The 24,223-nt window shown below is 67.9% G+C and carries 20 protein-coding genes; 11 read left to right on the top strand and 9 right to left on the bottom strand.

The features are described from left to right. Window positions 1-46: 46 nt before the first annotated feature. Genes AB0J62_RS18500 through AB0J62_RS18490 form a run of 3 tightly spaced genes read right to left on the bottom strand, consistent with a single transcriptional unit; the run spans window position 47 to window position 4,381 of the window. Window positions 47-997 (bottom strand): carbohydrate ABC transporter permease, encoded by a 951-nt coding sequence (locus AB0J62_RS18500; protein WP_363871809.1) that lies wholly within the window; start codon window positions 995-997, stop codon window positions 47-49. Further along, entirely contained in the window at window positions 994-1,980 is a 987-nt protein-coding gene (locus tag AB0J62_RS18495; RefSeq protein WP_363871806.1) for an ABC transporter permease subunit, read from the bottom strand. The genes AB0J62_RS18500 and AB0J62_RS18495 overlap by 4 nt, the downstream gene beginning before the upstream one ends. A 25-nt stretch (window positions 1,981-2,005) precedes the next feature. After that, window positions 2,006-4,381 (bottom strand): glycoside hydrolase family 95 protein, encoded by a 2,376-nt coding sequence (locus AB0J62_RS18490; RefSeq protein ID WP_363871803.1) that lies wholly within the window; start codon window positions 4,379-4,381, stop codon window positions 2,006-2,008. A 143-nt stretch (window positions 4,382-4,524) separates the two neighbouring features. Here AB0J62_RS18490 and AB0J62_RS18485 point away from each other — a divergent pair, with 143 nt between their 5' ends. Both AB0J62_RS18485 and AB0J62_RS18480 read left to right on the top strand, forming a co-directional pair. Continuing rightward, entirely contained in the window at window positions 4,525-5,844 is a 1,320-nt protein-coding gene (locus AB0J62_RS18485; RefSeq protein ID WP_363871800.1) for an L-fuconate dehydratase, read from the top strand. Then, the gene (locus AB0J62_RS18480) at window positions 5,841-6,581 is read left to right on the top strand and encodes a FadR/GntR family transcriptional regulator (RefSeq protein WP_363871797.1); all 741 of its coding nucleotides are present in this window, start codon (window positions 5,841-5,843) and stop codon (window positions 6,579-6,581) included. The genes AB0J62_RS18485 and AB0J62_RS18480 overlap by 4 nt, the downstream gene beginning before the upstream one ends. A gap of 7 nt (window positions 6,582-6,588) precedes the next feature. Here AB0J62_RS18480 and AB0J62_RS18475 read toward each other — a convergent pair whose 3' ends face one another. Beyond that, a complete protein-coding gene (locus tag AB0J62_RS18475; RefSeq protein ID WP_363871794.1) occupies window positions 6,589-7,293 on the bottom strand; it encodes an NUDIX domain-containing protein in 705 nt (234 codons plus the stop codon). A 69-nt stretch (window positions 7,294-7,362) separates the two neighbouring features. On the opposite strand from AB0J62_RS18475, the gene nadC reads away from it, so the two are divergent. From nadC to AB0J62_RS18455, 4 genes are all read left to right on the top strand, one after another. After that, the gene (nadC, locus tag AB0J62_RS18470) at window positions 7,363-8,235 is read left to right on the top strand and encodes a carboxylating nicotinate-nucleotide diphosphorylase (protein WP_363871791.1); all 873 of its coding nucleotides are present in this window, start codon (window positions 7,363-7,365) and stop codon (window positions 8,233-8,235) included. Window positions 8,236-8,251: 16 nt separating this feature from the next. Further along, window positions 8,252-9,232 carry a quinolinate synthase NadA gene (gene nadA, locus AB0J62_RS18465; protein ID WP_363871788.1) on the top strand — a complete coding sequence of 327 codons (981 nt, stop codon included), beginning with the start codon at window positions 8,252-8,254 and terminating at the stop codon, window positions 9,230-9,232. Then, entirely contained in the window at window positions 9,229-10,737 is a 1,509-nt protein-coding gene (gene nadB, locus AB0J62_RS18460) for an L-aspartate oxidase (RefSeq protein ID WP_363871785.1), read from the top strand. The genes nadA and nadB overlap by 4 nt, the downstream gene beginning before the upstream one ends. Before the next feature lie 73 nt (window positions 10,738-10,810). Then, a complete protein-coding gene (locus AB0J62_RS18455; protein ID WP_363871782.1) occupies window positions 10,811-11,473 on the top strand; it encodes a Bax inhibitor-1 family protein in 663 nt (220 codons plus the stop codon). Window positions 11,474-11,521: 48 nt separating this feature from the next. Here AB0J62_RS18455 and AB0J62_RS18450 read toward each other — a convergent pair whose 3' ends face one another. Beyond that, the gene (locus AB0J62_RS18450) at window positions 11,522-15,028 is read right to left on the bottom strand and encodes a choice-of-anchor D domain-containing protein (RefSeq protein ID WP_363871779.1); all 3,507 of its coding nucleotides are present in this window, start codon (window positions 15,026-15,028) and stop codon (window positions 11,522-11,524) included. A gap of 209 nt (window positions 15,029-15,237) precedes the next feature. Here AB0J62_RS18450 and AB0J62_RS18445 point away from each other — a divergent pair, with 209 nt between their 5' ends. The 3 genes from AB0J62_RS18445 (at window position 15,238) to AB0J62_RS18435 (ending at window position 16,823) form a co-directional block, all read left to right on the top strand. Further along, the gene (locus AB0J62_RS18445; protein ID WP_363871776.1) at window positions 15,238-15,672 is read left to right on the top strand and encodes a hypothetical protein; all 435 of its coding nucleotides are present in this window, start codon (window positions 15,238-15,240) and stop codon (window positions 15,670-15,672) included. A gap of 100 nt (window positions 15,673-15,772) precedes the next feature. Further along, the gene (locus tag AB0J62_RS18440) at window positions 15,773-16,387 is read left to right on the top strand and encodes a sigma-70 family RNA polymerase sigma factor (protein ID WP_363871773.1); all 615 of its coding nucleotides are present in this window, start codon (window positions 15,773-15,775) and stop codon (window positions 16,385-16,387) included. Beyond that, the gene (locus AB0J62_RS18435) at window positions 16,365-16,823 is read left to right on the top strand and encodes a hypothetical protein (RefSeq protein ID WP_363871770.1); all 459 of its coding nucleotides are present in this window, start codon (window positions 16,365-16,367) and stop codon (window positions 16,821-16,823) included. The genes AB0J62_RS18440 and AB0J62_RS18435 overlap by 23 nt, the downstream gene beginning before the upstream one ends. Before the next feature lie 7 nt (window positions 16,824-16,830). Here AB0J62_RS18435 and AB0J62_RS18430 read toward each other — a convergent pair whose 3' ends face one another. Then, on the bottom strand, window positions 16,831-19,395 hold the full coding sequence (locus tag AB0J62_RS18430; RefSeq protein ID WP_363871767.1) for a CHAT domain-containing tetratricopeptide repeat protein: 2,565 nt from the start codon (window positions 19,393-19,395) through the stop codon (window positions 16,831-16,833). Between the two features lie 75 nt (window positions 19,396-19,470). Between AB0J62_RS18430 and AB0J62_RS18425 the strand changes: the two genes are divergently transcribed. Further along, window positions 19,471-20,781: a S8/S53 family peptidase gene (locus AB0J62_RS18425; protein WP_363871764.1), complete on the top strand. Its 1,311-nt coding sequence runs from the start codon at window positions 19,471-19,473 to the stop codon at window positions 20,779-20,781. Between the two features lie 18 nt (window positions 20,782-20,799). Then, window positions 20,800-20,994: a hypothetical protein gene (locus AB0J62_RS18420; RefSeq protein WP_363871761.1), complete on the top strand. Its 195-nt coding sequence runs from the start codon at window positions 20,800-20,802 to the stop codon at window positions 20,992-20,994. A gap of 9 nt (window positions 20,995-21,003) precedes the next feature. Here AB0J62_RS18420 and AB0J62_RS18415 read toward each other — a convergent pair whose 3' ends face one another. The 3 genes from AB0J62_RS18415 to AB0J62_RS18405 form a co-directional block, all read right to left on the bottom strand. Next, a complete protein-coding gene (locus tag AB0J62_RS18415) occupies window positions 21,004-21,621 on the bottom strand; it encodes a hypothetical protein (protein WP_363871758.1) in 618 nt (205 codons plus the stop codon). A 65-nt stretch (window positions 21,622-21,686) separates the two neighbouring features. Further along, window positions 21,687-23,075, bottom strand: a complete 1,389-nt coding sequence (locus AB0J62_RS18410) for a glycoside hydrolase (RefSeq protein ID WP_363871755.1) — start codon at window positions 23,073-23,075, stop codon at window positions 21,687-21,689. Further along, window positions 23,072-24,115 (bottom strand): LacI family DNA-binding transcriptional regulator, encoded by a 1,044-nt coding sequence (locus AB0J62_RS18405; protein ID WP_363871752.1) that lies wholly within the window; start codon window positions 24,113-24,115, stop codon window positions 23,072-23,074. The genes AB0J62_RS18410 and AB0J62_RS18405 overlap by 4 nt, the downstream gene beginning before the upstream one ends. Between the last annotated feature and the right edge of the window lie 108 nt (window positions 24,116-24,223).

The following is a 24,223-nucleotide window of genomic DNA, read 5'->3' as shown; positions in this document are numbered from 1 at the left end:
AGGTGATACGGGGTGATACGGAGTGATACCGGGTGATATCGGAGGATCAGCCCTTGACGGCGCCGATCAGGATTCCCTTGGTGAAGTAGCGGGCGACGAACGGATAGATGACCAGCACCGGAACGCTCGCGACCACGATCAGCGAGTACTTGAGCAGGTCGGCGAGCTGCTGGCGCTGGATGACGACGGACGCGTCGACGGCGCCGCCGCCGGTCGTGTTGAGGATCAGGATGTTCCGCAGGACCAGCTGGAGCGGGAACAGATCCGGGTTCTTCAGATAGATCAGCGCGTCGAAGTAGGAGTTCCACTGCATGATCGCGTACATCAGTGCGACCACCGCGATCATTGGCTTGGCCAACGGGATCACCACCGACCACAGGAACCGCAGGTCGCCGCAGCCGTCCAGCTGCGCGGCCTCGACCAGCTCGTCGGGGATGGCCGTCCGGAAGTACGTCCGGGCGATGATGACCTGCCAGACCCCGATCGCCTGCGGGATGATCAACGCCCACCGGGTGTCCAGCAGGCCGACCGACTGGACCACCAGGTACGTCGGAATCAGGCCGCCGGTGAACAACATCGTGAACAGGATGGCCGTCATCACCACGTTGCGTCCGACCAGCGTACGGCGCGACATCGGGTAGGCGATCGCGATCGTCATCGTGACGCTGACGATCGTGCCGACCACGGTGTAGAACAGCGAGTTCAGGTAGCCCTGGATGATCTGCGGATTCGCGAACACCGCGTGGTACCCGCGCAGCGAGAAATCCACCGGCCAGAACAGCACCCGGCCGGCCGACACTGCTTCGGGGCTGCTGAACGAACTGGCCACGATGTACAGCAACGGCGCCAGGACGACAACGAAGAAGACCGCGAGCAGCAGGTACACGCAGAACAGGAAGATCCGGTCGGTCCGCGGCTCCTGGATCCGGCGGGCGCGCGCCGCGCGACGCTCGACCCGCTTGTTCGGCACCGTTCTCGTTTCGGTTTGGACGCTCATGACCACAATCCGTTCCCGGTGATCCGCTTGGCGATCGCATTGACCATCAGCAGCAGCGCGAGGTTGATGACCGAGTTGAACAGGCCGATCGCGGTGGCGCCGCTGAAGTCGGCGTTCAGCAGGCCGGTCTTGTAGACGTAGGTGGCGATGATCTCGGACTCGCTCAGGTTGAGCGGGTTCTGCAGCAGGAACGCCTTCTCGAACCCGATGGCCATGATGTTGCCGACAGCAAGCACCAGGATGATCACCGCGGTCGGCATGATGCCGGGAAGGTCGACGTGCCGGATCCGTTGCAACCGGCTGGCGCCGTCGAGCTTGGCCGACTCGTGCAGCGCCGGGTCGATGCCGGACAGCGCGGCCAGGTAGATCACCGCGGAGTACCCGGTGGTCTGCCAGACGTCCGACCACACGTAGATGTGGCGGAAGTACTGCGGATTGCCGAGGAAGTCGATCGACGGAACGCCGAAGAAGCCCAGGCCCTCGTTGACGATGCCGAGGCGCGGTGACAGCACCAGGATCGTCATCGAGACGACCACCACGGTGGAGATGAAGTACGGCGCGTAGGTCACCATCTGGACGGACCGCTTGAAGATACCGTTGCGGACCTCGTTGAGTGCCAGCGCGAGGATGATCGCGATCGGGAAGCTCGCCGCCACGGTGTAGACCGACAGGATGAAGGTGTTCTTCACCAGGGTCCAGAACACCGGGTTGTGGAAGAACAGGTCGAAGTTCTGCCAGCCCACCCACGGGCTTCCCCAGATGCCCTTGATCACATTGAAGCTCTTGAACGCCAGGACTGCGTTCGTCATCGGGATGTACTTGAAGATCACGAACCACACCAGCGGCACGACCATCAACAGGTACAGGGTCCAGTGCCGCCGAAGACTGCGGCGCAGTCCTTGGACTCCGGGACGTTCTCGCCGCCGCCGGCGCCGTACCGGCGTCTCACCGGCCGGTGGCCGGACCGTGGTCAGGGTAGCCATGGAACCTCCTTCATCCGTGCCGTTGTCAGATCGGGCTCACGCGGTGAGCGACGCCGGCGCTCAAGCTGACCGGAACCCGGTCGTCGCCGCGACGTACGACCCGCTCCTGGTCCCGGTCGGCGGTCAGGACCGCTTCGACGCCGGCCGGCGTCCACGCGATATCGACGGTGACCCCGCCGCGAGCCCGCAGGCCCGTGACCCGCCCGCTCGGCCATTCGGCCGGCAGCGCGGGAAGCAGTTCGATCTCGCCCGTGTGGCTCTGCAGCAGCATCTCGGCGATGCCCGCGGTCGCGCCGAAGTTCCCGTCGATCTGGAACGGCGGATGGGCGCAGAAGAGATTCGGGTAGACGCCGGCGCCGCTGCCGACATAGTCGGTCGAGGTGTCGCCGGCCGGCGCGAGGAACGCCCGAACGAGCCGGTGCGTGCCGGCCGCGTCGCGCAACCGGGCGTACAGGTTGATCTTCCAGGCCAGCGACCAGCCGGTGGCCTGGTCGCCACGCAGTTCGAGCGTCCGGGCCGCGGCGGCCGCGAGGGCCGGCGTGCCGTCGGGCGTAATCGCGTCTCCCGGATGAAGACCGACGAGGTGCGACATGTGCCGGTGATGGGGATCTTCTTCGGGTAGATCCGCCAACCACTCCTGCAGCTGTCCGCGCGAGCCGATCGCGGGCTCGGGCAGTCGCTTGCGGGCGGTGGACAGCTCGCCGACCAGCGGATCGACGATATCGAGCAGTTCGGCCGCTTGTTCGACCCGCTGGAAGAGATCCGAGATCAGGGCCAGGTCCATGGTCGCCGACCAGGTCACCGACGCGGGCTGTCCGTCGTCGGCCAGGTAGGTGTTCTCCGGGGAGGTCGACGGCGCCGTACCGAGGGTGCCGTCCGGCATCTCCGTCAACCAGTCCAGGCAGAACTCCGCGGCGCCAAGCAGTACGCGCCACGATTCGCGAAGGAAGTCCAGATCACCGGTGAACGCGTAGTGGTCCCACAGGTGGCGGGCCAGCCAGGCACCTGCCATCGGCCAGTTCGACCATCGCGGATCGCCCTCGACCGGAAACGACCAGCACCATGCGTCGGCGTTGTGGTGCGCGGTCCAGCCACCACAGCCGTACCGCTCCTTCGCCGTCGTATGCCCGGCCTCGGCTAGCTGACCGATGTAGCGGAGCAGCGGTTCATGGCACTCGGAAAGATTGGTCGTCTCTGCGGGCCAGTAGTTCATCTCGGTGTTGATGTTCACCGTGAAGTTGCTGGACCACGGCGGCCGGAGGATGTCGTTCCAGATCCCCTGCAGATTGGTCGGCAGGCCACCCGGTCGCGAGCCCGCGATCATCAGGTAGCGGCCGTAGTTGAACAGCAGCGCGACCAGTGCAGGGTCTTCGACGTCGACCGCACCGGCGACGCGTACGTCGGTCGGCAGGTCGGCATTCTCGGCAGGACCGGGCAGCTCGAGCGACGAACGACGGAAGAGCCGCTGGTGATCCTCACGATGGTCCGCCACGAGCTCGTCGTACGGGCGATCACGCGCCGCAAGCACTTTCTGATCCGCAGCGGCCCAGCACTCCGTCGCCGATCGGGTCGGTGAGGTCGACGGCCCGTCGTACCCGGTATCGGTGGACAGAATCAGGACGACCTCGGTCGCCTCCTCGATCGTGAGCTCGGTGTCGAGGGCTCGGAGCTGCCCGTCGGTCGTGGCACGCAGTGCGATGGCCGCTTCCATACCGCGGTCCGCACCGTCGGAGTACCGGATCGGCACCGGAACATCGCGATGGTGCGGGGCGACATCGGCCGGAGCTTGCAACAACAATCCGAGCCCGTTCTCGACGGGGTGCGGCTGTGACTGCAACTGCGAGGTCAACCGGCTCGTCAGCCCCAGTACCGGCTCGGACGCTGTCAGGCGCACGACCAGGACACCGTCCGGAGCGCTGACGAAGACTTCCTGGCGCACTGCGACTCCGCCAAGCTCGTACTCCGCGGTCGCCGTCGCGGTGTCCAGATCGAGCTCGCGGCGGTACTGCGCGACCTCGCCGACGGAAGGCGTGGTGCCGCTGATACGAACGTCCATCAGCAGGTCGCCCAGGGGCAGGTACGCCTGGCAATAGCCGGAGTGGAAACCGCCGGCCAACTCGTGCGCCCGGCGGAGCTCGCCCGCCACGAGGGCATCACGCACTGCCTGCACCGCCTCCGCGCCGGTCGCACCGAGCGGAGCCGACAACAAGCGGGCGGTCTCCGGGCCGCCCGACCAGAGAGTCTCGTCGTTCAGCCCGATCCGGTCACTGCCGAGACCCCCGAAACACATCGCGCCGATGCGGCCGTTGCCGAGCGGCACAGCCTCGAGCCACGTCTCCGCAGGCCGGTCGTAGCGCAAGCGCTGCGCAGCGGACCGGTCTGAGCTCACCAGGTTGCTCATACCGCAGTCCTCCGTCGATGAGACGAGGTATTAGTCCTATGAATTTCCGGGATCGTAGCGCTGCGCGGACGGTTGGTCCATACTGAGCGGCATCGTTCTGTCAAAAAGATCCCATCTCTATGGGACCGATGTGAGGGGCCGCCATGCCACGCATCACCTCGCTGGAGGTTGTCGACGTCCGATTCCCGACCTCGCTGACCAGCGACGGTTCGGACGCGATGAACAAGGACGGTGATCACTCGGCGGCGTACATCGTTCTGCACACCGACGCTCCCGGCCTGTCCGGACACGGCTTCACCTTCACGATCGGCCGGGGCAACGACCTGTGCGTCGCGGCGGCGCAACAACGCGCCCAGCCGCTGATCGGCCGGGACGTCGACGAGTTGTGCAACGACCTCGGCGGCATCTACCGGGAACTCCAGTCGGACAGCCAGTTGCGCTGGCTCGGTCCCGACAAGGGAGTCATCCACCTGGCGCTGGCCGCGGTGATGAACGCCGTCTGGGACCTCGCCGCCCGGCGGGCCGGCGTACCGCTGTGGCGACTGCTGTCCGAGATGTCGCCCGAAGAACTCGTCGACGCCGCGGATCTGCGCTACCTGAGCGACGTCCTGACCGCCGATCAGGCGGTGGCCCTGCTGGCCGCTCAGGAAGCGGGCCGCAAGCAACGAATTGCCGAGCTCGAGGTGTCCGGCTACCCGTGCTACACCACCTCTGCGGGATGGCTCGGATACTCAGACGCCAAGCTGCGCAGGCTTTGCGAAGAGGCCGTTGCCTCCGGCTACAAACACGTCAAGCTGAAGGTCGGGGCCAACCTCGACGACGACATCCGGCGCTGCGGCATCGCCCGCGAGGTGCTCGGCCCGGACGGTCATCTGATGATCGACGCGAACCAGGTCTGGGACGTGCCGCAGGCCATCGAATGGGTCAAGGCGCTGGCCGGGTTCGACCCGCTGTGGATCGAAGAGCCGACCAGCCCCGACGACATCCTCGGCCACGCCGCGATCCGTAAGGCCGTGGCGCCCATCGGCGTCGCCACCGGTGAGCACGGCATGAACCGCGTGCTGTTCAAGCAGATGTTCCAAGCCGGCGCCATCGACTACTGCCAACTCGACGCCGCGCGCCTCGGCAGCGTCAACGAAGTACTCGCGGTCTATCTGCTCGCTGCCTGCTTCGACGTGCCGGTCTGCCCGCACGCGGGCGGTGTCGGGCTGTGTGAACTCGTCCAGCACCTCGCGATCTTCGACTACGTCGCCCTGTCGGGCAGCCTCGAGGGACGCGTCACGGAGTACGTCGACCACCTGCACGAGCACTTCGTCGAACCCTGCGTGGTCAAGGCCGGTGCTTACGTGCTTCCGGCCGCTCCGGGTTACAGTGCCGAGATGCACAGGGAGTCACTTCAGACCTACCGGTTCCCGGACGGCGGCTACTGGTCGGCGCGAGCGGAACGGGAACGGCTGCCGTGAGCCCCGGCGACGTGGCCGAGCGGTCCCGGCCACCTGGCGTGTCCCAGACCGATGTCGTCATCGAGGGCATCCGGCAGATGATCATCGACGGCGAGCTCCGCTCCGGCGACCGGCTTCCCGTCGAGAAGGACCTTGCCGCGGCGCTCGGCGTCTCCCGGAATCCGCTCCGCGAAGGGGTCCGCGCGCTGTCGATGATGGGCGTGCTGGAGACCCGCCAAGGTGACGGCACCTACGTCACCAAACTGGACCCGTCGATGCTCCTCGCCCCGATCGGATTCGTCGTCGACCTGCAGGACGGCAGCGGCACGCATCACCTGCACGCGGTACGCCGGGTCCTCGAGACCGAGGCCGCAGGCCTTGCGGCGCGACAGATCGCGCCGGCAGAGCTCGAAGCCGCCGCTGAACTGCTGCGCCACAACGAGGCCGAACTGAGGCTCGACGCGCCGAATCACGAGACAGTGATCGAGAACGACATCGCCTTCCACCGCATCATCGCGGATGCGGCCGGCAATCCGGTCCTGGCGGCGTTGATCAACGCACTCGGTGGACGAACGATGCGCGACCGGCTCCGTCGATCGATCACGGAGCCCGGCGCCGATGAAACCGCCCACGGCGAACACCTCGCGATCCTCGCCGCGCTGACGGCGCACAACCCCGATCGGGCGCGGATCCAGATGTCGGCGCACCTGTTCACCGTCGAGGACTACCTCCTCGAGACGCACCAGGGGCTCGCCTGAGAGGCAGTCAGCGCGGCGGTCGGAGCACCGCGAAGGGGTCGGTCACGGTCAGTTCGCGCGCGACGAATTTGTAGACGGTCGCGGGCCGGCCACCGCTCTGGCCGGGAGTGGCTCGACGCTCGGTCGGGTCGATGACGTGGCGCCGGGTCAGGACGCGGGTCAGGTTGGTGGCGCCGAGCTCGTAGCCGAGTGCGGCGCCGAACAGATCGCGCAGTTCGGCGATCGTGAACTCCAGCGGGGCTAGCGCGAAGCCGATGTTCGTGTAGGACAGCTTGGCGCGCAGCCGACCGACCGCGGCCTCGATGAAGTAGTGGTGGTCGAACGCGGTCTGCGGCAGGTCCTCGACCGGGTGCCAGACAGTGTCGGACGGAAGCACCGGCTGTACGTCGGACGGAACCAGGCCGAGGTAGGCCGTCGCCAGTACGCGCGCCCGTGGATCGCGATCGATCGCACTGTGAGTGGCCAGCTGTTCAAGGTGTGCGACATCGCGGACGTCCACCTTCGTCGCCAGGTGGCTGGTGATGGCCTCCCGGAGCCGCTGCGTCGGCTCGACCCCGCCGCCGGGAAGCGCCCACCGACCGCGATAGGGGTTCCGGGCGCGCTTCCACAGCAGGACGCACAACCTGCCATCCCGGACCGACAGGACCACCGACAGCACCTCGTGCGGGTAGCTCGGGAAGTTAACCGGATCACCTTTCTTGGCTTCGGGCACGACGCCGATGGTAGCGTGCAGCTAGTTATCGCCTCTGAAGCGAAAACATCACGGAAGGTCGGAGCACCTATGCAACTGACGACGGAGACGGTCCGGACCGCGGTGACGGCCGCGTTGGCCGAGGATCAGGCGGTGGACGACGTCACCACGCGATGGAGCGTCCCGGCCGACCTACAGGTCGAGGCGACGGTGGTCGCCAAGCAGGCGGGGCGCGTGGCCGGCCTGCCGCTCCTGCAAGGAGTGTTCGCCGCGGTCGATCCCACCGTCACGGTGCGGCCGGCTGTTGCCGACGGCGATCCGGTCGTCCCCGGACAGCCGCTCGCGTCGATCAGTGGTGCCGCGCGCTCGATCATCACCGGCGAGCGGGTGGCGCTGAACTGGGTCCAGCGGATGTCCGGCATCGCAACCCTCACGGCAGCCTTCGTGGCCGCGATCGGAGCGCGCCCGGTCCAGCTCCTCGACACCCGCAAGACCGCGCCCGGTCTCCGCGCCATCGACAAGTACGCCGTCAGTTGCGGCGGCGGGACGAATCACAGGCTCGACCTGGCCGCCATGGTCCTCCTCAAGGAGAACCATCTCGCCGCGGCGGGAGGCATCCTCCCAGCCGTACGCCGGGTCCGGGACGGCATGACCGCAGAAGGTCGAGATCTGGCGATCGAGGTCGAGGTCACCACTGCGGAGGAAGCCCGCCAAGCGCTGGACTGCCAGGTCGAGTGGATCCTGCTGGACAACATGCCGGCCGAGGAGATGGCCCTGATCGTCAAGCGGCGCAACACCTCCGGGTCCACTTCGCAACTCGAGGCCTCCGGCACCATCACGCTCGACACCGTCGCAGACGTCGCCGCCACCGGTGTCGACGCCGTCTCGGTCGGCGCCCTGACCCACTCCCCCACGGCACTCGACATCAGTCTGCTGGTCGCCCGCGATCACAGCCTCAACTGAGGAAGAAGGAACTGTTGTGACCATTGGTCAGAACACAGCGATCACCTGGCAGGACGAGGTACGACGCCTCGCCCAGGAGCGCGACGCGGTGATCCTCGCCCACAACTACCAGGAGCCTGCGATCCAGGACGTCGCCGACCACGTCGGCGACTCACTCGCTCTGTCGCGCATCGCGGCCGAGACGGACGCCTCCACGATCGTGTTCTGCGGCGTGCACTTCATGGCGGAGACCGCCAAGCTTCTCAGCCCGGACAAGACCGTGCTGATCCCCACCGCTCAGGCGGGCTGCTCGCTGGCGGACACCATCGACGCCGACCAGCTACGGGCCTGGAAGGCCGAGCACCCCGACGCCGCGGTCGTTGCCTACGTCAACACCAGCGCGGCAGTGAAGGCCGAGGCCGACGTCTGCTGTACGTCGTCCAACGCGGTGGAGGTGGTGAACTCGATTCCGGCGGACCAGCCGATCCTGTTCCTCCCGGACCAGTTCCTCGGAGCACATGTCCGGCGGCAGACCGGCCGGGACAACATCGAGGTGTGGATGGGCGAGTGCCACGTGCATGCCGGCATCAGCGCGGCCGACCTGCGCGCTCAGGTGGCGGCCGATCCAGAGGCCGAGGTCCTGGTCCATCCCGAGTGCGGCTGCGCGTCGTCGGCGATCTGGCTTGCCGGCGTGGGTGATCTGCCGGCCGAGCGGACCCACATCCTCTCCACCGCCGGCATGCTGGACACCGCTCGCGACCTGACCTCGAAGACGGCCTTGATCGCGACGGAGATCGGCATGCTGCACCAGCTTCGCAAGGTCAACCAGCGAACGAATTTCGTCCCTGTGAACCCGAAGGCCTCGTGCCGCTTCATGAAGATGATCACCCCGGAGCTGCTGGTCAGGTGCCTGCGCGAAGGACGCGACGAGATCCAGCTCCCGCCCGAGATCGTCGAGCGGGCCCGGCGTTCGGTCGAGCGGATGGTTGCCATCGGCAAGCCTGCGGGTGCTCGGTGACGCGCGCCGTCGACGTGGTCGTGATCGGCTCCGGCGTGGCGGGCCTGTCGACCGCGCTCGGTCTCGCCGCGACCCGCGACGTACTCCTGCTCAGCGCGGGCGACGGCAGCACGCCCTGGGCGCAGGGCGGCGTCTCGGCGGCGTACGGCGAGGACGATCCGCTCGACCACTGGCGTGACACCGACATCGCGGGCGCGGGATTCTGCGATCCCCGCAACGTCCGGGCGCTGGTCGAGGAAGGACCGCAGCGACTCGCCGAGCTCATCGCTCACGGGGCTCGCTTCGACCGCAACGCCGATGGATCGCTGTCGAGAACTCTGGAGGGCGGCCACAGCCGGCCCCGGATCGTGCACGCCGGCGGTGACGCGACCGGGGCGGAGGTTCATCGCGCGCTCCGTACCGCCCTGCAGCGAACCAGCGTCCGGACGATGACCGGCCGGACGATCGGCCTGGTCCAGTCGGACTCGGGAAGCGTCGTCGGGGTGCTCGTCGAGACGGGTAACCAGCTCACGCAGATCGACGCGCGCGCCGTCGTACTGGCCACAGGCGGTATCGGCAATGCCTACTTGGCGAGCACCAATCCGTCGGCGGTGCGCGGTGACGGCATCGCCCTGGCGCTGCGAGCCGGAGCATCGCTGGTGGACATGGAGTTCGTCCAGTTCCACCCCACCGCGCTCCACACCGGTGAGACCAGTGGCCAGTTGCCTCTGGTAACCGAGGCCGTCCGGGGCGAGGGCGCCGTACTGCGTGACGTCCATGGCCGCAGGATCATGGACGGATTGCACCCGCGAGCCGATCTGGCTCCGCGGGACGTCGTCGCCCGGGCGATCGAGGCGACGATGCGCCGGGACGGCTCGGACCACGTCTGGCTGGACGCGACAGGTGTCGCGCCCGACGTACTCCGGCGGCGATTCCCGACCGTGCTGGCCTCCTGTGCACGCATCGGCGTCGACATGGTGTCCGAGCAGATCCCGGTCGCGCCGGCCGAACACTTCCTGTGCGGCGGGGTTCGGACCGACCGCAACGGCGCAACCGACGTACCAGGCCTGTACGCCGTCGGCGAGGTCGCCGCGACCGGCGTACACGGAGCCAACCGGCTCGCGTCCAACAGCCTGCTGGAGGGATTGGTGTTCGGGAGGCGCGTCGCCACGGCCCTGACCCTCGAGCTCCCCCCGGCGGATCACGGCCGTTCGCACGAGGTCGCGCTGGGTGAGGACCGCGAACCGGAGCGGATCCGCACGATCCTCAGCAGGTACGCCGGCATCCGCCGCGACGGCGCCGGCCTGAACGCCGCCGCGGACGAGCTGGACACCGCCGGCACCGGACCGCTCGCAACGGTGGCACGATCCGTCGTCGCAGCAGCGACCGCCCGCCAGGACAGCCGCGGCTGCCACTGGCGCTCCGACCATCCCCACTCCGACAACCGCTGGGACGACCACATCGTCGTACATCTCGACGAGCAAGACCGACCGACCACCCGCCAACTTCAGAGTTCAAAGGCTTGACCGGTCGCGTGCACACGTGACACCAGGGACTTTCCCTGGTGTCACGCAGGTGGGGATCGGCGACGCTCGGAGTATGAGCGATTCGATGAGCTATTCGCAGGCCGGTTCGGCTGGGCGGGATCAGGTGCGGACGTTGTTCGCGCAGACCATGCAGTACGTCGCGATGACGGCGGGGCTGTTCGCGCTCGGGGCGTATCTCGGCCGCGATCTGCACGGCGCCGTAGGCATCATCGCGTTCATCGGCGCGTTCGTGGCGCTGATTGCCCTGCAGTTTGCCGTCCGGAGGTCGCCGGGAGGTGCAGTCGCGCTCCTGGCGGCGTTCGGCCTACTGATGGGGGTGGCGGTTGCGCCGACTCTGGCGTACTACGCCGACGTGAACCCCAGCGCGCTGTGGCAGGCGGGTGGCGCGACCGCGCTGTTCATCGCAGCCTTCGGCACCGCGGGGTATGCCACCCGCCGGGATCTGTCCGCGATCGCCCGCGTCGCGTCCTGGGCCTTGATCGGCCTGCTCGTGTTCGGGATCGTGCTGATCTTCGTCCGGATTCCCGGCGGGGCCGTGATCTACTCGGTCATCGGCCTGGTGATCTTCGCCGCGCTGACGGCCTTCGACTTCCAGCGCCTGCGCCGATCCACCGACATCGCCTCGGCGCCGCTGATGGCCGCCTCGATCTTCCTCGACATCCTCAACGTCTTCCTCTTCTTCCTCCAACTCTTCACCCGCAACAACCAGTCGTGAACACCGTTGTCGCCCCCGGCCTGACCCGCGTCAGGCCGGGGGCGGCGACTACGAATTCCAGATTTGGAATTCGGAGAGTTGGCCTGCCGGCCAGGTTGTGTTTGCGGTGAGGTTGAGGCGGATGTAGCGCTGGGTGGTCGGGCTGAAGGTGATGGTCACCGTGTTGTTGTTGCCGGGGGCAAACGAGTAGTTGGCGGAAGGTACGACGGTGGTGAACGTGCTGCCGTTGGTGCTGCCAACGACGGAGAGCGTCTCGGTCCGGGCTCCCCAGCCGGCGGGCAGCTGCAGCACGATCCGGCCGGCGCTGACGGCTGAGCCGAGGTCCACCTGGACCCATTGCGGGAAGGCGTTGTTGGCGCTCTCCCAGTACGTCGACTGGTTGCCGTCGGTCACGTTGCTGGACGGGTAGACGTCATTGTGGCTCGACTCGCTGGTGGGCTTACCCGCGGCGAGGTTGGTGTTGGTTACGCCGGCACCCGTGCCGGACAGCGCAACGGTGTTGCTGTTCACCGTCAGCGTTCCGGTGCGGGTGCCGGCGGCGGTCGGGCGGAAAGTGACGTTGACAGTGCAGGACGCGTTCGCCCCGAGAGTGCCGCAGTTGTTGGTCTGGCTGTAGTCACCGGTGATGCTGACGTTGACCGAGGTGGCTGCCGTGCCGGTGTTGGTCACGGTGACCGGCTGCGCCGCGCTGTTGGTGTTGAGCGCTTGCGAGGCGAAGGTGAGCGACGACGGGTTGGTGGTGAGCCCCGGAGCCGCACCGCCGCTCGGATACACCTCGAACTCCGACACCTGTCCGGCCGGCCAACCGCTGTTGGCCGTGATGTTGACCCGCACATAACGCGCGTTCGTGGCCGGCACGGTGATGTTCACGACGTTCGTCGGCGAAGTGAACGTGTACGTCGCGGACCCGACGACCGTGCTGTACGACGACCCGTCGGTGCTTGTCTGGACCGACAGCGTCTGCGTCCGCGTGCCCCATGCCCCCGAAGGCGGCAGCTTCAGCGTCACCTTGCCGATGCTCTGCGCCGTACCGAGGTCGACCTGCAACCACTGCGGGAAGGCGTTGTTCGCGCTTTCCCAATAGGTGTTCGCGTCGCCGTCGGTCGCCGTGGCCGGGGTCTGCGTGCCGTTGACCTGGCTGCTGGCTGATGCCGGCTTGCCGCGCGCGAGGTTGGTGTCGGTCCCGATGCCGTTACCTGTCAGGGAAATCGACGTCGGGCTGTTGTTGGCGTTGCCGCTCACCGCCACAGCGCCGGTGCGCGATCCGGATGCGGTCGGCCGGAAGGTCACCGTGACCGTGCAGGAAGCCCCGACGGCGAGCGTCGAGCAGTTGTTCGTCTGGCTGAAGTCGCCCGTAGCGGTCACGCCCGACACGGTCGCTGACGTCGTACCCGAGTTGGTTACGGCGACGGTCTGAGCCGACGAGGAGCTGCCGACCAGGGTGTCCGGGAAGGACAGGCTGCCCGGATTCGCGTTGATGATCGGACCGGGTGCGACGCCGGTGCCCGAGAGCGGGACAGTGTTCGTGATGCCGGAGGCGTTGACGGTCAGGTTCCCAAACCGGCTGCCCGCCGCCGTCGGCCGGAAGGTGACGTTGACCGTGCACGAAGCGCCGGCCGCGATGCTCGAGCCGCAGTTGTTGGTCTGACTGAAGTCACCGCTGGTGGCGATTGCGCTGACCGGCGCCGCCGCAGTACCGCTGTTCGTGACCGTGACGGCTTGCGGGGAGCTCGATCCGCCGGTCGCGACGGAGCCGAAGCTGAGGGCGGTCGGGCTGATCGAGATCTGCGAGCCGTTGTCCGGCAGGTAGGGCGGGAACGTCGGCGACGTGATGTTCTGGCACTGCGCCGGAGCGAAGATGCCCGAGTTGCCGCCGCCGTCGGTGAGGGTGAAACCGACGCCACAGCTGTAGATCGGTCCCGGCGCCTGCGTGCCGGTGGCGGTGCTGTTGGTGATCGTCGCCGATCCGCCGACCTGCTCCTGCACCACCCAGGTCCCGGTGTTCTGGATCGTCGCGTTGTTGATGTGGACGTTGCTGATGTTCGAGCCCGAGACGAACTGGATCGCCTCGAACGGGCTCTGCTGGATCAGGATGTTGTCGATGTTGGTCAGGCCGGACATCGCGCCGTCGCGGGCGTCGAACCACAGCGCGCCAACGCCGAACTGCCAGTTCGGGTCGAGGCTGCCGGAGCGGATGATCGTGTTCCGCAGTACGTCGGTGCGCCCGAGCGTCGTCGAGCCGAACCGCTGGGCGACGTGGATCCCGCCGCCCTGGGTGAGGCCGGCGTCGATCACCCGGTTGTCGGTGACGAAGTTGTCGTGGCCGCCGTAGATCGCGATGCCGTTGGCAAGGATCGGGTACTGCACGGTGTTGTGGTCGAACGAGTCGTTCGCGTCGGCGTTCTGCTCGGCCCAGGTCGCCAGGCCGTCGTCGCCGAGGTTGCGCAGATCGCTGTTGGTGACCTTGGAGTTGGTGACGCCGTTGTGGAAGTTCACGCCGTCGGCGGTGACGTTCCGGATCCGCAGACCGCTCATCACCAGGTTGGTGAACGGGCCGTCCATCCAGGCGCCGACCTTCTCGTGCTCGATCCACACCCGGTCCACCGTGGAGTTGTTCAAGGCACCGCCGATGCCGTTCACCTGTGCGCCGTCGTTACGCTCCTGGACGTCGCCGAAGATCGCGAAGTCGGCCAGGTGTACGCCGCTACTCGCGTTCGGCGCGTAGTTGCCGTAGAAGCCCGGCGCCGCACCGACGACCGTCGAGCGCCACATCCCCGCGCCCTTGATCGTGATGTTGTTCAGGATCAGATGGCCCGGGATCTTGAATGTCCCCTCCGGAATCCACACCGTGCCACCGGCGCCGGCCGCGGCGATCGCGGAGTTGAACGCGGCGGTCGAGTCGGCCGCACCCGTCGGGTCCGCGCCCTGGCTCGTCACCGAGACCGAGCCGGACGGCTGCGACAGCGCACCCGCGACGTTCTCGAAGTCGGCGAAGTCGATCGTGTACGACGAAGCGGTGTCCTCGGCGTCGACCTGCAGCCGGAACTTCGTGCCGGCCGGATAGGTGGTCGGGAACAGCCGGTGCACCTCGTCGTAGAAGTGGTGCGGGTTGCTCCCCGGCTGGTTCGTGAACGGATAGCCGCCGTAGTACCAGCTGTAGGCGTTGGTCAGGGTGAAGTTGGGCTGCTTGGTCCCGTTGACGTACAGGGACAGCTGCGGCGTGTAGACCGACCCGGACCCGGTGTCCGGGATGCTGTAACGGAAGACGATCGAGTTCGTCGCCGCGGGCGTCGTGAACTCGACGAACTTCCCGCTCCCCTGCAACGTGACGGCCTTCCGGTACGACGCCTCGGCCGCCAGCGTGTTGTACGCCGCGCTCGGGCCGATCACCGTCCCGTTCGTGGACGCGTTCTCGGCCTGCACTTCGACGTACGGCAGCGTGGCGCCGACACCACCGGACGCCGCGGCCCACGCGGGCGTGGATCCGAGGACGGCAAGGCTCGCGGCGACCAGCGCGCCGCAGACGGAGAGCACGCCGGCTCTCCAGGATTTCACTGACCGGATCATGCGCGACTCACTCTCAACGGGGCGGTTTGCGCCAGACCGTAACCCCGTAGACACGTGCACGCAATATCTCGATCGATTATTGCAAGAAGTAGACGACCAGCCGCGTGGGGATCGGATGTATCTGGTGGAGTTCGGAGCAGGTCCGTCCAGGTAAGAGCGCTCTGGTGAGTGGGGCGCCTACTTGGGGGGAACCCGAAATGACAGCAGATCCCAACTTCGACGGCCTCGCCGGTCTCGAAGGCTCGGTGACCGCGGTAGCGATCATCGATCACGACGGCAATCCGAACCGCGTCCTCGACGACGACTTCCCGTTCGACGTCACGATCCAGTGGACGGTCCAGCCGCCGGCCACGGCCGTGCTGCTCGACGGCAACTGGACCGTCAAGGCGTACGCCGAATCGATGGGCCCCGGTCCCGAGGTGCTCATCGGCAGCAAGGTCGTGCCGGCCAACGGCGGTCCGGCGTACGCCGCGAAGATCACCGTCCCGGCCAACACGCTGCGGCCGGACAAGGCGCCGGACTCCGGCGTGTACAAGCTCGTCGTGGTCATCACCTACCGCACCGCGCTGAACGTGCTGACGGAGATGGCCGCCTTCAGCGAGGGCCCGACGTTCCTGCTCCGCGAGCCCTGAGCCTGCGGACCCGGAACACCATGGACGCACGCCACCGCAGGGGGGATCGGTGGCGTGCACCCCTCGCGCCGAAGCATCACGTACCAACCCGGGAGCGGGAATGGAACAGGATGTCTCACCAGTCACCGCACTTGTGGTCACCGCGGCCGCGGGCGATCAACAGGCATGGCGGGAGCTCGTCGACCGCTATGCGCCCCTGCTCGTATCGGTCATTCGCGGGTTCCGGCTGACGCCGGCCGAGACCGAGGACGTCGCACAGACGGTCTGGCTGCGGCTCGTCGAGCACCTCGACAGCCTGCAGGAACCGCGAGCGATCCCCGGCTGGCTGGTCACGACCGCGCGCCGGGAGTCGATCCGCTATCTGTCCTCGCAACACCACCGGAGGATGAGTGACCCGTTGAACGCCGACCAGCCACCGGTCGCGGTCGAGGTTCCCGATCCGGACGAACGACTCGTCCGGTCCGAGCGGCACCAGGTGCTGCTCGCCGGGCTGGCCGAGCTACCGAGCCGGCAACGCGAACTGCTGTTGCTGCTGATGACCGACCCGCAGCCGTCGTACGACGAAATCAGGCGGCGGACCGGGATCCCGGTCGGCAGCATCGGTCCGACCCGGGCCCGTGCGCTCGAACGGCTGCGCAGAACGCCGGCCGTCAGAAGGTACGTCGCATCCGACCTGTCAGGAGGTGATCGGCATGACGCGGCATCGCTGGGATGACGATGACCATCTCCTCGAGGATCTCGCGGCGGCCGTCCGTGCCACCGAGCCGTTGGCACACACGATCGCCGAGCACGCCGAAGGCGCCCTGTCGTGGCGCACGATCGACGACGACCTGCTGCTGGCGAGCCTGACCTTCGACTCGTCGATGGCGTCGGCCGCGGAGGTCCGGGCCGAGTCGAACGCGGACCGGGTGCTGGTGTTCACCTCGACGCCGCTGTCCGTGGAGTTGGAGGTGGTGCGCTCCGAAGTCGTCGGTCAGATCCTGCCGCCCAGCGCGGCCGAGATCCGCGTCGAAACCGCGGACGGCACGACGTACGACATCGTGGTCGACGAATCGGGCTTCTTCGAACTGCCGACCCTGCCTGCCGGCGCGATGCGCTTGCGCTGTGACACGGCGACCGGCCGCGTCGTAACGGACTGGGTGCAGTTGTGACCGGCCCTCACGCGCCGAGAGCGATGAAGGACCGGGCGGTCGCGTCGTCCGAATCATGGGTCCGAGCGAGCGCTTCCGCGAGCCCGTCGCCGGCGCGCAGCTGTTCGTGCAGGCGCAGCATCAGCGGAACGGTCGCAGGGTCGGACACAGGTACGACGCTCGCGACGACTCCGGCCGATCCGAGCGCCACCAACGCGCTGACCAGACCCACGAGCTCGTCGGCACCGCTCGGTCCACCGAGCGCCGAGCTGCAACTGGACAGCACCATGCGGTGCGGCGCTCGCTTCAAGCGTTCGAAGTCGTACACCGTGAGTGGGCCGTCATCCAGCTCGATCGCGGAGAACAGCGGGCTGTCCGCGCGGAACGTGCCGTGCGCCGCCACATGCACCAGCGATGCCCCGTCGATCGCCTCCAGTACGGCGTCCGCCGTCGCGCTGCCGTCCGCGAGCACGACAGCATCCGGGTACAGCTCGGCAAGCCGTCGTACTTCGTCCCGGCCGGCCGTCAGGTGCGGTCCGCCGACCAGTACGACTCTGTCCGTGCCAGGAGGCTTCGCCCGCATCGCGCGTACCCACGCGGCGGCTGACGGGACCACCGACGTCGGACGGGTTCGCAACGAGGGCAGAAGACTCCAAGGAACCGCATGCAACCGGCCGGTCGGTACGACGACGACCGGTCCGTCGTCGAGGCGCTGCAACGTGTCGCCCAGCAGAGCCGATTCGAGCCGCGCCCCGATCGGGTCGAGCAGGAGCTCGTGCCGGCCGCGCCGGGCGTTCTCGCGGCGGAGGGCGAACAAGGCATGCGAGAGGGCATGAGTGGCCACCGAGGTCGGACCGATCGGCCGCAGGCGGACCTGCCGGTGCGAAGCCACCACGGCGTACAGCTGGTCCTCGAGGTCGACAAGTTCCACCAGCGTCCGGTCACCGAGCTGTTCGAGCAGCTCGGTGATCCGAAGCCGCTCGCGCCGTACGTCGAGTTGCCCCGGCGTCAGCAGAACCCGCCGTCGTACGGCGGACTCGAGCCGCTCGCGTTCGCGATGCTGGTGACTGGTGCCCGGCCCGCGATCGTGGCTCGACTCCATCCGCTGAGTGAGATCGCGCAGTGCGGCGAGATCCGCGACGAGTCCGTCATCAGCTGGCGGCCGCACCGGTGGTATCGCCAGCACCGTTGCGCGCCAACGCTCGCTCCACTCGAGCACTTGGCGACCGCTGCCGTGCTCGACGGCGTACCGAAGTGCCATGGCTGCGAGTTCCGCGCCCTGAGCTGTGGCGAGTGCGCGCAGTTCGGTCGCGCCCAGAGTCCGCACGTAGATCTCGATGAGGCTCAGGCCCTGGCGGCACGCGCCGAGCATGCCGCGCGACCGGCCGCTGTCCTGATGCAGCAGTGCTTGGGCGAGCCAGCCGGCACCGCGCGTTCGCAGGCCACGCTTGCGTGCCCTGGCCGCGATGCTCAGATGGCGTACCGCTTCGGCGCTGTCGTTGCGTGCGAGTGCGATCCGGCCGGTCAACAGGTGTGCCTCCGCGGCGAGATCCCGATCGAGCTCGTCGAGCAGCGCGCTGATGCGTTGGCCGGCGCGAAGCAGCGGCGCCGTCCGGCCGCCATTCGCAAAGCGGGTCTGCAGCAACGCGAGCTCTGCTCGTGCCGCCCACCAAGGACGCTGCTGCCGACGGAACAGCCTGATCGCATCGCGGTTGCGGCGTTCGGCCAAGTCGAACGCGCCGGCCGCGTGCGCCGCCAAACCGGCGCACAGCAACAGCTCCGCGTGCCGGGCCGACGAGCCACGCTGCGCCTCGATCCGTTCCAGCGCACTGTTGATCTCGACGAGGGCTTCGTGTGTCAGGCCGGCCGCCAGCAGCATCAAGCACTTGTTGGCGTACAGATCGGGCTCCAGCACGCCGAGCCGCTCGACGAGTTGCTGCGCGTCGTCCAAGAGCTGCATGGCGGTCGGCAGGTCCCCGCGGGCGAACGCTGCGGCACCGCGAGCCTGTCGCGCGTCGGCGTACTCGACCTCCTGGCCGGACTTCGCGAACAGCTCCTCGCTGCGGGCGAAGTCATTGTCGGCGCGATCGATCACGCCCATCGCGAGCAGCACCATTGCCCGCATCTGGAACGCGCGCGCCTCCCAGATCAGGTCCCCGGTGTCGGCCAGGGACTCGACCGCCTGTTCAGCATCCGCGAGGGCCTCGGCGTACCGCCCGAGCAGCGCTCCGAGGACCCAGGAACGCCGGATCAGCAACCGGCCGGCGAGCACTCCGGTCCGGCCGGGTACGACGGCGTCGAGCGCGGCCAGCCCGCGCTCGGTCTGACCACCCATCACCAGAGCCACGCCGAGCGTCGCGAGAATCTCGTCCTCGCGGTCGCGATCGGTCGTCCTGCGAATCGATCGGTACGCCGCCCTCAGCTCCGCGACCGCCTCGCGGATGTCGCCGAAATCGCGATGGACGAGACCTGCGGCGTGGTGGGCCGCCGCGGCCTCGGCGTCGGACGGCGTCCCTGCCAGCACCTCGTGAGCGATCCGCAGGGCCTCGGTGGGCCGCGACAAAGCAAGCGCATGCAAGTCGTCGGCGTCCATCGCAGCACCCGCCCTCCCAAACGCGGACAAGTCCGATCGTAGTACCGCAATTTCCATGGCAAGGGAGGGTGCAACATGTCAGAACAACAACGCCTCGAGGAAGCCGTCGACCTGATCCTGGAACGGGACGATCGAGCCGCCGCCTACCCGCCGAGCTGGCGCGAAGACGGGCGCGTCGAGTACTTCTACCGCCGCAACAGCATCCTGGTCCGCACGGCTGACGCCGAGCAGGTCCGGGAGACGCTGCGCGGGATCCTCTCGCAAGGCGACGAGAGCGCTCAGCGGGCCGAGGTCGGTCACGTGCCGGTGATCGCCGGCGTCGTCAAGCTGGAGTGGTCCGGCGACGACTTCTCGACGCCGGAGATCCTCGAACAGTTGGACGAGTTGCACGGAGTCGGAACGGCGACTCCGGTCCACGGCCTCTCGCTGTGTCCCAACAGCGGTCACCCCTGCCCGGCGACCGAGCCTGCCGTCATCGCCTCCAAGTCGTTCAGTCCGGTGCCGCCGGTGAGTGACGGGATCTGCTGCGGCACCCACGGTTGGGATGGTGATGGTGTCGTGGTGGGCGTCGTGGACGACGGTCTGTTCCAGGAGGCGCCGAAGATGTGGCCGTGGATGGCGGGTGTCTCCGGCGATCCCGAGAACCCGTACGACGCCAACAAGTTCATCGAGCCGTACGCCGGTCACGGGACCTTCGTCGCCGGATGCGTACGGTCCGTCGCGCCGCACGCGGCCGTCCAGGTGAAGCGGGCGGAGGAGCTCGCGGGGCTGGCGTACGAGGACGAGATCATCCGGCGGATGATCGAGGTGATGGACGGCGGTGCGGACGTCATCGTCTGCGAGTTCGACGGGATCACCCGGCTGCATCTGCCGATGCTCACCTTCAGCGCCTTCTACGACGAGTATCTGCGGCACGTGAACGTGGTCGTCGTCGCCCCGGCCGGCAACGACACGAGCCGGCTCCCGACGTACCCGGCGGCGTACTCGTGGGTGGTCGGGGTCGGTGCCCTGTCGGCGAACGCGACCTATCGGGCCGACTTCTCCAACTACGGCGGCTGGGTCGACGTGTACGCACCCGGCGTGGATCTCGTCAATGCCTTCGTGGTCGGCGAGTACAGGACCATCCACGAGCACCCGCAGCAGATCCGGCACTTCGACGGTCTGTGCAACTGGAGCGGGACGTCGTTCTCGGCCCCGTTGGTGGCCGGGATGATCGCGGCGCGGATGTCTGCGACCGGCGAGAACGCACCTCAAGCGGCCGACGCACTCCTGCGGTTCGCCCGCAGCCAGGCTGTCCCAGGAGTCGGACCGGTGTTGTTACCCGACCAGGTGTGCGGTACGCCGCAGGAACCCCGCCGGACCGGATGCGATTGCGCGTGTGGGTGAGCGGTGCTGTGATGAAGGATGGCCAGAACACATCGGATGGACTGCACGGTGAGCCCGGCCGGCTTGCTTTTCGAGTGTCTTGACGGCTGCGGCCGTCGCGTCGTGGTCGACGGGATGAGCGGAGACCTCACCATCATCGACCACGGTGACCGTACGGCGCTGCACCGGAGCTCGAACGGAGGCGTCGGACTGACCTCGACCCGCGTCGACTGAGGACCCGCGTCACGACCGCGTGGCGGACCGGAGCGACAGGCTCATCACGCCGTCGCCCTCGACGTGCACGTAGACATCGAGCCGCATTCCGTCGTCGACGTACACGCTGCCGTGTCCGGTGGCGTCCGCCTCCTGACGTACGCCGTCGGCGTCCAGCCAGGCAATCGTCCCGTCCAGCACGTAGTCGTAGTTCCCGGCCGACGTCGCCGTCACCTGCTGGGTCACGATCGGGTCGTCGACGCTCGCGTACAGCGAGGCGACCTTCGATCCCTCGAGTACGACGTCGATCCGCTCCTCCAGCGCACCCTCGGTGAGCTGGTCGGACAGGGTGAGGGCGACGTCCTGGGCAACCGGCGTCGACGACGGCGTCGAGCTCGGCGGAGTCTCGATACTCGAGCTGGACGGCTGCGTCGCCGGCTGGGTCGCCGGCTGGGTCGGCGGCTGGGTCGGGCTGACCTGGATGATCTTGCTGGCGCCGCCGGCATCGAACGCGTCGGTTGCCACCAACACCGGCACCAGAGCGCTCACCAGGCCGATCACCGCGGTCAGGATCTGGCCGAACGTCCCCAGCCGGCTCCACAGGCCCTCCGGCCGGTCGTCACCCCGCCTGGGTTCTTCGGTATTCACGGTGCCTCCTGCGGTCGACAAAGATGCTCTCTATCTCGGACCGCAGGTCGGCGGACGGTGATACCTCAGCTGTTGGCGATGAAACTGACGACCTCGGCACTGCCATCGGTGACGAAGAAGCCGACGTGGCGCGGGCCGGGGTCGTCGCAGCGGAAGGACAGGGCGACGCGGTTGTCGAGGATGGCCTGTCCGGTGGTGCCCCGGAGCAGGACTTGAAGAGTGTGGCGACCGGGCGGGAGCGGACACGGACGTTCGAGATCGACAGCGTGCGGGATGTCGCCGTCGACCTGCCACTGGGCGGGACCTGTGCGGCCTCGGGGCCAGGTGTCAAGGACGACCCGGTTCTGCTGGGGTTCCAGGCGGATGACGGTGGCCTGCTCGCCGTCGGCCGAGGCGTGCAGCAGCAGACCTAGAGATTGGGTGCCTGGGGCAACATCTACCGTCAGCTCGACGAGACAGTCGGCCGGGATCGGGTCGGCCATCCAGGCGGCGTACCGGTCGATCGCACCTTGGCCCGGCTCGGTGGCCGCGCCGTCGACCGGCTTCAACGAGACCTGCTGTACGTCGGCGTACGACGCGCGGAGCTCTTCAGGCAGTGTGAACGCGAGCGTGCCGTCGTCCTCCTGATGGGCTTCGAGTACGGCGAGGTCGCCGGCCCACTGCCATGCACCGTCCTGTTTTGTGGGGATCCAGCCTATGAAGAAGCGGCGGTCGTTGTGTTCGACGGACTTGGCTGCGTAGAACGCTCGACCGTCGACGGTGTCGCGGGCGGGGGCAAGCCAGGGGCCGTCCGGGTCGCGGGAGATGCGGTAGCGGGTCTGGAAGGCGTCGCTGAATTCGGAGTACACCAGGTACCACCAGTCGCCCCACTGGAAGACGTCGGGACATTCCTGGGTGATGTAGCGGTGCGGCTCCCACAGCGGTCGCGCCAGAGTCCATTGCTCCAGGTCGGTCGACGTCAGGCGGGCAACGACACCGCATCGACGGTCGGGTCGGTCGGCGTACCGGGCGGCGAGGACCATCTGCCATGGCTGATCCGGCGCCACCCTGTAAACAAAGGGATCTCGCCAGTCCTGCGGAACGTAACCATCGGGCGCGCCGAACGTGAGGTCAGGCAGCTTGGTCCAGCGCGTCGGGTCGCCCTCGCTGACGGCATGGCAGACCACCTGGAACGAGCCATCGGCATCCCCGCGCCGCGGATTGTGGCCCGTGTAGAACAGATGCAACTGCGAGCCGTCCGCGATCACGCTGCCCGTGTAGCAGTCGAAGTCGACGGCGTCGCGGTCGCCGGCAGGCAGTACGACGCCATGGTCGACGTACTCGACGAAGTCGGTCGTGGACACGAGCGCCCACGGCATGCCAGTCGGCTCATCCAATCGCTCGTCGAGCAAGTAGAACAACCAGATCCGGCCGTCATAGCTGAACGGAATGACGTCACCGACGTACCCGCTCATCGACGACGCCTCGGCGGCGCGGCGACCGAGTCGCGTTCGATCAGTTCACAGTCGACGACGATCCGTTCGGGTGCGTCCTCCGGCGAGCCGAGCACGAGTTCGCCGGCGCGACGGCCGAGCATCAGGTGCGGCAACGCCGCCGTGGTCAACCCCGGACGCACCTGGTCGGCGACATCGGGCTGATCATCGAAGCCGACGATGCTGACGTCCTTCGGGCAGTCCAGCCCGAGCGCATGCAGGGCAAGCAGCGCCCCGATCGCCATCCGGTCGTTGCCGCAGACCAGAGCGGTCGACCCGTGCTCGGTCACGACCTCGGTCGCCAGGTCGTAGCCCGACCCGATCTGGTAGTTGCCGTACCGATGCACGAGGTCGGCGGGACGGAGACCGGCCGCGCGGGCGGCGTCGTCGAACCCGCGCCGACGCTCCTTGCAGGCGTAGTCGTTGCGCATGCCGCCGAGGAACGCCACCTCGCGATGCCCGCGCTCGAACACCGAGGCCGCAGCGGCGCGACCACCGGCGTACTCGTCGGCCAGCAGGACGGTGTCGGCCTTGCCCTCCTCCGGCCAGCAGTTGACGAAGATCGTCCGGATCCCGTCGAGTCGCGGACTGCGATGGAGCGGCTTCGGCGAGAGTGATGCGTACACGATCGCGGCGACCCCCTGGCCCACCAGGCTGGCGACCGCATCGTCGCCCTCGCCCGGATCGCCGGTCGTGTCGACGACCATGCAGACGTAGCCGGCAGGCTGGACCACCTGCTGGAGACCGAGCACGATCAGACCGGCGTACGGCTGGGAGACGATGCCGCTGGTCACGACGCCCACCGTGAACGACTTGTTCGACCGCAGCAGCTGGGCCGCCCGGTTCGGCACGAAATCGAGCTCGGCCGCGGCCTCCAGCACGCGCCGCCGCGTCTCCTCGGCCACCGCGACGTCGCGGCGATCGTTGAGCACGAACGACACGGTGGGCTGGGACACCCCGGCGCGCCGGGCGACATCGGTCATCGTGACGCGCTTCGGGCCGCCGGCCGGCTGCTTCGCCATGGTCCCCCTTAACGGTGAGCGGCCGTGTGGCCGCAGCCAATTTTCTATCACAGTTAGACCCAATACGTATTGCGTCCCACCGTACACCGCTGCTACCGTCCCGAGTCA

This window comes from Kribbella sp. NPDC049584 (assembly GCF_040675555.1).
GTDB lineage: Bacteria > Actinomycetota > Actinomycetes > Propionibacteriales > Kribbellaceae > Kribbella.
This window is presented reverse-complemented; position numbering and strand designations above follow the sequence as displayed.

What these genes read in the sequence shown, in the direction of transcription:
- AB0J62_RS18455 (WP_363871782.1), top strand. Translation starts at nt 10,811, where the DNA reads ATGAGCGATTCGATGAGCTATTCGCAGGCCGGTTCGGCTGGGCGGGAT.
- nadC (WP_363871791.1), top strand. Translation starts at nt 7,363, where the DNA reads ATGCAACTGACGACGGAGACGGTCCGGACCGCGGTGACGGCCGCGTTG.
- AB0J62_RS18440 (WP_363871773.1), top strand. Translation starts at nt 15,773, where the DNA reads ATGGAACAGGATGTCTCACCAGTCACCGCACTTGTGGTCACCGCGGCC.
- AB0J62_RS18430 (WP_363871767.1), bottom strand. Translation starts at nt 19,395, where the DNA reads ATGGACGCCGACGACTTGCATGCGCTTGCTTTGTCGCGGCCCACCGAG.
- AB0J62_RS18500 (WP_363871809.1), bottom strand. Translation starts at nt 997, where the DNA reads ATGAGCGTCCAAACCGAAACGAGAACGGTGCCGAACAAGCGGGTCGAG.
- AB0J62_RS18495 (WP_363871806.1), bottom strand. Translation starts at nt 1,980, where the DNA reads ATGGCTACCCTGACCACGGTCCGGCCACCGGCCGGTGAGACGCCGGTA.
- AB0J62_RS18410 (WP_363871755.1), bottom strand. Translation starts at nt 23,075, where the DNA reads ATGAGCGGGTACGTCGGTGACGTCATTCCGTTCAGCTATGACGGCCGG.
- AB0J62_RS18490 (WP_363871803.1), bottom strand. Translation starts at nt 4,381, where the DNA reads ATGAGCAACCTGGTGAGCTCAGACCGGTCCGCTGCGCAGCGCTTGCGC.
- AB0J62_RS18420 (WP_363871761.1), top strand. Translation starts at nt 20,800, where the DNA reads ATGGCCAGAACACATCGGATGGACTGCACGGTGAGCCCGGCCGGCTTG.
- AB0J62_RS18445 (WP_363871776.1), top strand. Translation starts at nt 15,238, where the DNA reads ATGACAGCAGATCCCAACTTCGACGGCCTCGCCGGTCTCGAAGGCTCG.
- AB0J62_RS18425 (WP_363871764.1), top strand. Translation starts at nt 19,471, where the DNA reads ATGTCAGAACAACAACGCCTCGAGGAAGCCGTCGACCTGATCCTGGAA.
- AB0J62_RS18435 (WP_363871770.1), top strand. Translation starts at nt 16,365, where the DNA reads ATGACGCGGCATCGCTGGGATGACGATGACCATCTCCTCGAGGATCTC.
- AB0J62_RS18485 (WP_363871800.1), top strand. Translation starts at nt 4,525, where the DNA reads ATGCCACGCATCACCTCGCTGGAGGTTGTCGACGTCCGATTCCCGACC.
- AB0J62_RS18405 (WP_363871752.1), bottom strand. Translation starts at nt 24,115, where the DNA reads ATGGCGAAGCAGCCGGCCGGCGGCCCGAAGCGCGTCACGATGACCGAT.